Source organism: Acidaminococcus sp. (genome assembly GCF_050873445.1).
Lineage (GTDB): Bacteria > Bacillota > Negativicutes > Acidaminococcales > Acidaminococcaceae > Acidaminococcus.
In genome coordinates, this window is record NZ_JBNMIU010000025.1 from 24,385 (window position 1) to 30,384 (window position 6,000).

A 6,000-nucleotide genomic window follows, 5' to 3' on the forward strand; every position below is an offset into this window, starting at 1 on the left:
TCTTTTTCAAAAAAAACTTGAAAAAAACTTTCATCCGTTTCTCTCCCCCTAAAAGATATTGTACATGAAAAATTAAGAAAAGCAAGGGAAAATGCCATTTTATCTGTTCTTTTTCTATATATAGTTTAAGCTAACTTATTTTCAACAGGATTTGGCTATAGCAAATTTCACCCCCATTTCATTTTCCTCAGGTATCCTGTACAATGAAGGAAATTGATTGACTGGAGGTTGATCCTATGAAGATCCTCGTTGTAGAAGATGAACCCACCCTAAATAAAATCATAGCCAAACGGCTGAAGATCGAAACCTATTCCGTGGACAGCGCCTTCAACGGCAAAGAAGCCCTGGAATACCTGGACGCCGCCGAATACGACCTTCTGATTGTGGATATCATGATGCCGGAAATGGATGGTCTCACCCTGGTAAAGACCATCCGGAGCCAGGGCAGCCAGGTGCCAGTGCTGTTCCTCACAGCTCTGGACAGCACCCAGGACAAGGTCACCGGACTGGACAGCGGCGGTGACGATTACCTGGTGAAGCCCTTCGAATTCGATGAACTGCTGGCCCGCATCCGCAGCCTGCTCCGGCGCAGCAACCCCCAGCAGACCGCCAGCACCCGGCTCTCCCTGGCCGACCTGACCCTGGACACCCGTACCCACACGGTCACCCGGGCAGGCAGAGAAATCGCCCTGACCCCCAAAGAATTCTCTGTGCTGGACTACCTGCTGCGGAACCAGGGTGCAGTCCTTTCCCGGGAGCAGATTCTGGAGCATGCCTGGGACTTTTCCTATGAAGGCTATTCCAATATGGTGGACGTATACATCAAGACCCTGCGGAAAAAAATCGACAGGGATTACGATCCCAAGCTGCTCCATACGGTAAGAGGGATTGGCTATGTCCTCAAAGTGTAAGCAGCTGCTGATCCGGGCCTGGCACCGGCTGAAGAACCTGCCTGTATCCCTGCGGGTGACATTATGGTACACCCTGTTCCTTTCCCTCATCCTGGTGCTGTTCACCGGACTTCTCCTGAAAATGGGCGAAGATTACGAACGGAGGGAATCGGGCAAGGCCCTGATCAAGGCCGCTGACAAAGCCGCCGACCGGTATGAGAAAAAAAGCAAGGCGTTCAAGGACCATGACGGCAATGTACTGCTCTCCCTCCGGGACCATGAAGGCCGCCTGCTGGCAGGAACGGAACCGGAAGGTGCTCCGCTCCTGCCCATCAACTTCAACCGGGGCGCCCAGCAGGTGACCATCAACGGGGAAAGCTACCACTATGTGGACCATCCCGTCCGTCCGGACATCCAGGCACTGCGCCAGAGGAGAGAAAAAAATCCGCCCTTCATCCGGGCCTTCCTGCCGGATCAGATGTACGTCCGCCATTACCGGTTCCTGCTGTTCGCAGCCCTGATTGCCCTGCCCCTGTTCCTGGTGCTGGTAACCCTGGGCGGATACAAGATCATCAAGCGGAGCTTTGCCCCGGTCCAGGCCATCAGCCAGGCTGCCCGGGCCATCGGCGAAACCGGGGATCTGAGCCAGCGCATCCCCCTGGATGACAGCCAGGATGAAATCCACCAGATGGCCTACACCTTCAACTGGATGCTGGAGCAGATCGAGGGACTGCTGGAACGGGAGAAACGCTTCACCTCCGATGTATCCCACGAACTGCGCACCCCCACGGCGGTCATCATGAGCGAAAGCGAATTCGGCAAGGATTATACGGACAACATCGATGAAGCAAAGGATGAATTCCGCCACATCTTCCAGCAGTCCCGGCGCATGAGCCGTCTCATCAACCAGCTGCTGGAACTGTCCAGACTGGGCAACCGGAAAAATCTGGAACTGCAGCCGGTGGATCTGTCCCGGCTAATCACGGAAACCCTGGAGGATTACCAGAAACTGCCCCGTTCCCAGGAACTGCAATGGCATGGCCGGATAGAACCAGGCCAGATCGTCCAGGGCGATGAGCAGCTGCTCCACCGGATTTTGGGGAACTATCTGGACAATGCCCTGAAATTCGCCAAAACAAAAATTACGGTAGACCTGCAGCGGGATGCCGGCACAGTCTCCCTTACGGTGGCCGATGATGGCCCTGGGATCGCCGAAGCTGACCAGGCCAGGATCTGGGACCGGCTGTACCAGGCGGATCCCTCCCGGAACAAGAAACAGAATATGGGACTGGGGCTTGGCCTGTCCTTCGTAGCTGCCGCAGCCAGGCTGATGCACGCCAGGACCACGTTGGAAAGCAGAGAAGGAAAGGGCAGCCGGTTCGGACTCATTTTCACACTATCTCACTAGCCGATGGTAAAAATCTGCCATCGGCATTTTTTGAATGAACGGGCTTACCAGGACTGGCGGAACACCCTGTCGCCCGGTAAACCTGCTTTTTCATCAAACCCTCATGGTAATTTCATTGCCCGTTCATCCGCAGCCGTTATACTGAAAACATCAGGAAATGTGAAATAATTCCAGTACGCAGGAGGGATGAATCATGGAAAAAGAAAAAATTACTGCATGCAAACAACATCTGCAGAAAGCCGCTCATTGGGACAAAGCCCAGTTGACCCCGCAGCGGCTGAAGAAAGGCGCCGGTTTCCTGCTGGCCCTGGCCATCCTGGCCGGCGGCGGCAAAATCGTCCTGCACCAGCAGAAAGCCCAGGCTCACGCCCAGGAAGCCCGGGCCCGTACGGAAATGCTCCAGAACCTGGCTGCCCAGAAAAACATCCAGCTGGTCTCTACGGATCAGGTCAAAGAAACCATCGCCAGTACCCTGGGCACCGATCCTGCCAGCATCACCTTCCAGAGCGTGACCCTGGATGACCGGAAGCCGGGTCAGCCGAGCAAAGATCACAAGGACTTCCAGAAAGACAGGAAAGACAAAAAAGAAAAAGGGCAGAAGAAGGATGGCAGGAAATACAGAGAAAACGCCAGGCGGCAGGGCCAGCCGGAATCCCCTGAGGGGCAGACCCTACGGGATGAATTCCCCGGTGCCCAGCAGGACCAGCCGCCCGTGATGCCCGGCAACCAGGATGAGGGAAATGGCAGCCAGAACCAGTACCCTGATCAAGGCATCCAGCCCCGGAAAGCTCCGCAGTCCCAGATGGTCAAAACGGCCAGAGCTGATGCCTTCCATGGTATCTATATAGCCCGTTGTGAAAAAGACGGCATGCGGTACAATTTCCTGGTGGATGCCCAAAGCGGCCAGGTGCTCCGCGGCCAGGTCCATAAAATGAATCCCATCCAGCGGCTGTTCAGCTGAAAAACAGTCGGTACGAAAAACAGGGGGTGTGAAGGAATCCTTCACACCCCCTGTTTGATCAGCGGATAAGATTTACAGTTGGAAAACGCCGATGGCGCCGGCCGCAAAGACCGTGATGATGCTCAGGATCCACATATAGGGAGCCGTGAACTTCAGCTGTTCCTTCAGGGAAACGCCGGCCATACCGATCAGCAGCCAGGTGGTAGCGTTGTGCGGGGTCACCATGATGCAGAAGTCTTTACCAATCAGCATGCTCGTGGCGATGTCATGGGCAGCCACACCGAATTTCTCGGCCACACCGATACACAGAGGCATGAACCCGAAGAAGAAGGAGTCAGTGCCCAGCATCATGCCAAACGGTACGGACAGACAGCCCATAACGGTAGCCAGTTTGGGTCCCAGGGCGCTGGGCATGATGTTGATCAGGATATTGGCCATGGATTTCATCATCCCGGTGCCGTTCAGGATACCCAGGAAGATACCGGTGGTCAGCAGGATCATGGGGGTCAGCAGAGCGGCGGAAGCGTGCCGTTTCACGGCGCCGGCCTGTTCCTTGGCAGAATGGAAATTGATGATCAGAGCGGCAGCCAGACCAATCATGAAAGCGCCGTACAGAGGAATCTTGGTAAAGCACATGAGCAGGATGACCACCAGGGTCACGCCCCAGTTCACCCATACCAGTTTCGGCCGTTTCAGGCTGGGATCAGCCGGTGCATCAGCCCCGGACAGATCCATGTCTTCGTTCAGTTCAGCGGCTTTGCCCGTAGGGTTCACCCCGGCGCCCCGTTTCTTTTCGATGAGGCCCAGATATACACAGAACAGAAAAACGATGACCAGCCCAACGCCCTGCAGGGGCAGCAGTTCATGCCACAGGATGCTGGCATCGGTTTTCAAAATGATAGCCGTACGGGCAACAGGCCCGCCCCAGGGGGTCAGGTTCATGATGGAGATGGCAGCAGAAATGATGCAGGTCAGTACCACCGGACGGATGTGCAGTTTCTTGTACAAAGGCAGCATGGCCGGAACGGTGATCAGGCAGGTGCCGGCAGTGGTGCCGTCCAGGTGAGCGATGGTAGCGATGATACCGGTGGCGATGGTCACCAGTACGATGTTGCTCCCCGCTTTTTTGGCCAGGAAGTTCATCAGGGGATCGAACATGCCCACATCATTCATCAGAGCAAAATAAACGATGGAGAACAGGAACAGGATGGCTGTGGACATAGTGGTCCCGACCCCTTTTTTGATGAAGGCGAACACTTCAGCCGGGCCGAACCCGCAGAGCAGGGCAATGATGATGGGGAATGCCACGAAAATGGGAATGGCATTCATCTTGGAGGAGACCAGGCAGTAAACAACCAGCCCGATCATAATGAAACCGGCAATACCTAATAACATGGTGACTTCCTTTCTGCCCGTTGCGCTCCCGGTATGCAGCCCTTGGGCATCAAATTTTCCATGGGTTCTGTGTCGATACAGGTTCCCATATTTTCAATATGCCTTTATAATAGAATTATCAGGGAAGTTTTACAAATATTTTTTACTTTTTAGCTGCGATAGTTGAAATTTATGGCTTTTGGGACAAAAAAGGAGCAATTATGGATAGCAAGGACATCCTGCTGCTGAAAGCACTGTACGAAGAAAAAAACATCACCCACACGGCCAAGCGGCTCTTCATCTCTCAGCCTGCCATCACCGACCGGCTGAAGCGGCTGGAAACAGAGTTCGGCACCACCCTGTTCATCCGCCAGCCCCGGGGCATCCGGTTCACCTCGGCAGGAGAACTGGTGTACCAGTACTGCCTGCGCACAGAAACGGACTACCGGCAGGTACGCTCCACGCTGAGTGACCTGGAAACCCACCCCGGGGGCACCCTGGCCATCGGCTGTTCCAATGTATTTGCCAAATACCATATGCCCCGGCTGCTCAGCCAGTTCCAGAAGGCCTGCCCGGAAATCCAGATCCACCTCCAGAGCGGGTTCACCCATAACCTGTATCGGGATTTCCTCCAGGGGAAGTTCCAGGTATGCATCGTGCGGGGGGACCACAACTGGACGGAGGAACGGAAATTCCTGTGGCAGGACGCCCTGTGCCTGTTCAGCCGGGACCCGGTGGATCTGGAAAAGCTGCCGGAATATCCCTGCATCCACTATATTACGGATCCGCTGCTGCAGGACGTACTGGACGACTGGTGGTATTCCCATTACCGGGAGGCGCCCCGGACCACCATCGTCACCGATGCCATGGATACGGCCATGAAGATGATGCAGCAGGGGCTGGGATTTACCCTGCTGTCCCAGAGCTGCGGCCAGGATACTCCGGAAATCCAGCCTATCCCCCTGACCCAGCGGGACGGGTCGCCCCTCATGCGCAAGACCTGGCTGTACTACCGCAAAGATTACCGGCTGGTGTCCAGCGTAAAAGCCTTCGTAGAGTTTATGGAAACGCAATATTAGGGGCTGATGGTTGGTGATTAGTGATTAAGTGATTAGTGATTAGTGATTAGTGATTAGTGATTAGTGGTTAGTGGTTAGTGGTTAGTGGTTAGTGGTTAGTGGTTAGTGGTTAGTGGTTAGTGGTTAGTGGTTAGTGATTGGTGGTTGGTAAACCGTACCCCTTGTCAAGGACAGTTTCTAAAAGTAGAACCCCCTGTTTTAGACAGTTCAACAATTCTGGTACCTTCAAAATGGACATCTGGTAATTGTCTATCAGAAGGCCCCCCAACCATCCAATCACATGCGCGG

Annotated in this window: 5 protein-coding genes; 4 read left to right on the forward strand and 1 reads right to left on the reverse strand. The window is 54.5% G+C overall.

Features of this window, described 5'->3' with window-relative positions; all coding sequences use genetic code 11:
- Nucleotides 1-236 precede the first annotated feature (236 nt).
- The 3 genes from ACR0QW_RS05825 to ACR0QW_RS05835 all read left to right on the forward strand — a co-directional run bounded on the left by ACR0QW_RS05825 (nucleotide 237) and on the right by ACR0QW_RS05835 (nucleotide 3,259).
- A complete protein-coding gene (locus ACR0QW_RS05825; protein WP_432642773.1) occupies nucleotides 237-911 on the forward strand; it encodes a response regulator transcription factor in 675 nt (224 codons plus the stop codon).
- Complete coding sequence (locus ACR0QW_RS05830; protein ID WP_432642774.1) at nucleotides 895-2,298, forward strand: sensor histidine kinase; 1,404 nt, start codon at nucleotides 895-897, stop codon at nucleotides 2,296-2,298. The genes ACR0QW_RS05825 and ACR0QW_RS05830 overlap by 17 nt, the downstream gene beginning before the upstream one ends.
- 193 nt (nucleotides 2,299-2,491) lie before the next feature.
- Nucleotides 2,492-3,259 (forward strand): hypothetical protein, encoded by a 768-nt coding sequence (locus tag ACR0QW_RS05835; protein WP_432642775.1) that lies wholly within the window; start codon nucleotides 2,492-2,494, stop codon nucleotides 3,257-3,259.
- 72 nt (nucleotides 3,260-3,331) lie between these two features.
- On the opposite strand, the gene ACR0QW_RS05840 is transcribed toward ACR0QW_RS05835, so the two are convergent.
- Nucleotides 3,332-4,654, reverse strand: a complete 1,323-nt coding sequence (locus ACR0QW_RS05840) for a CitMHS family transporter (RefSeq protein WP_432642776.1) — start codon at nucleotides 4,652-4,654, stop codon at nucleotides 3,332-3,334.
- Nucleotides 4,655-4,854: 200 nt separating this feature from the next.
- On the opposite strand from ACR0QW_RS05840, the gene ACR0QW_RS05845 reads away from it, so the two are divergent.
- Entirely contained in the window at nucleotides 4,855-5,712 is an 858-nt protein-coding gene (locus tag ACR0QW_RS05845; protein WP_432642777.1) for a LysR family transcriptional regulator, read from the forward strand.
- Nucleotides 5,713-6,000 lie beyond the last annotated feature (288 nt).

Excerpts from the sequence above, each read along its gene's own strand:
- ACR0QW_RS05825 (WP_432642773.1), top strand. The coding sequence starts at position 237 with ATGAAGATCCTCGTTGTAGAAGATGAACCCACCCTAAATAAAATCATA.
- ACR0QW_RS05830 (WP_432642774.1), top strand. The coding sequence starts at position 895 with ATGTCCTCAAAGTGTAAGCAGCTGCTGATCCGGGCCTGGCACCGGCTG.
- ACR0QW_RS05835 (WP_432642775.1), top strand. The coding sequence starts at position 2,492 with ATGGAAAAAGAAAAAATTACTGCATGCAAACAACATCTGCAGAAAGCC.
- ACR0QW_RS05840 (WP_432642776.1), bottom strand. The coding sequence starts at position 4,654 with ATGTTATTAGGTATTGCCGGTTTCATTATGATCGGGCTGGTTGTTTAC.
- ACR0QW_RS05845 (WP_432642777.1), top strand. The coding sequence starts at position 4,855 with ATGGATAGCAAGGACATCCTGCTGCTGAAAGCACTGTACGAAGAAAAA.